The sequence below is a fragment of the Stenotrophomonas sp. SrG genome (assembly GCF_050031795.1).
GTDB lineage: Bacteria > Pseudomonadota > Gammaproteobacteria > Xanthomonadales > Xanthomonadaceae > Stenotrophomonas > Stenotrophomonas rhizophila_A.
Genome location: NZ_JBNBBE010001545.1, coordinates 1 through 233, shown reverse-complemented (window position 1 = coordinate 233; position 233 = coordinate 1). Strand labels below are relative to the sequence as shown.

1 protein-coding gene is annotated in these 233 nt (G+C 65.7%); it reads right to left on the bottom strand.

Annotated features, from left to right (window positions below; all coding sequences use genetic code 11):
- A partial coding sequence (locus ACQG3P_RS24565) for a glycosyl hydrolase family 18 protein (protein WP_426806506.1) occupies positions 1–233 on the bottom strand: 233 nt, incomplete at both ends.

The following is a 233-nucleotide window of genomic DNA, read 5'->3' as shown; positions in this document are numbered from 1 at the left end:
TTTGAGGTTCTTCAATACCTTCCAGTCTTCGATGCCCGCCTCGTAGGTACCCGTTGCGGCCGAGCCGGTCTGGTACAGCCCGTTGTTGACGTTGGGCACGTTGGACCAGCCGCGGCCGTAGAAGCCGATGCCCAGGTAGAGCTTGCTCGCCGGCACCCCGCGGGCGAGGAAGCCGTCCATCGCAGCGATGCTGGTGTACAGCTGCACATCACCGGGGGCCGGATCCGCCGGCG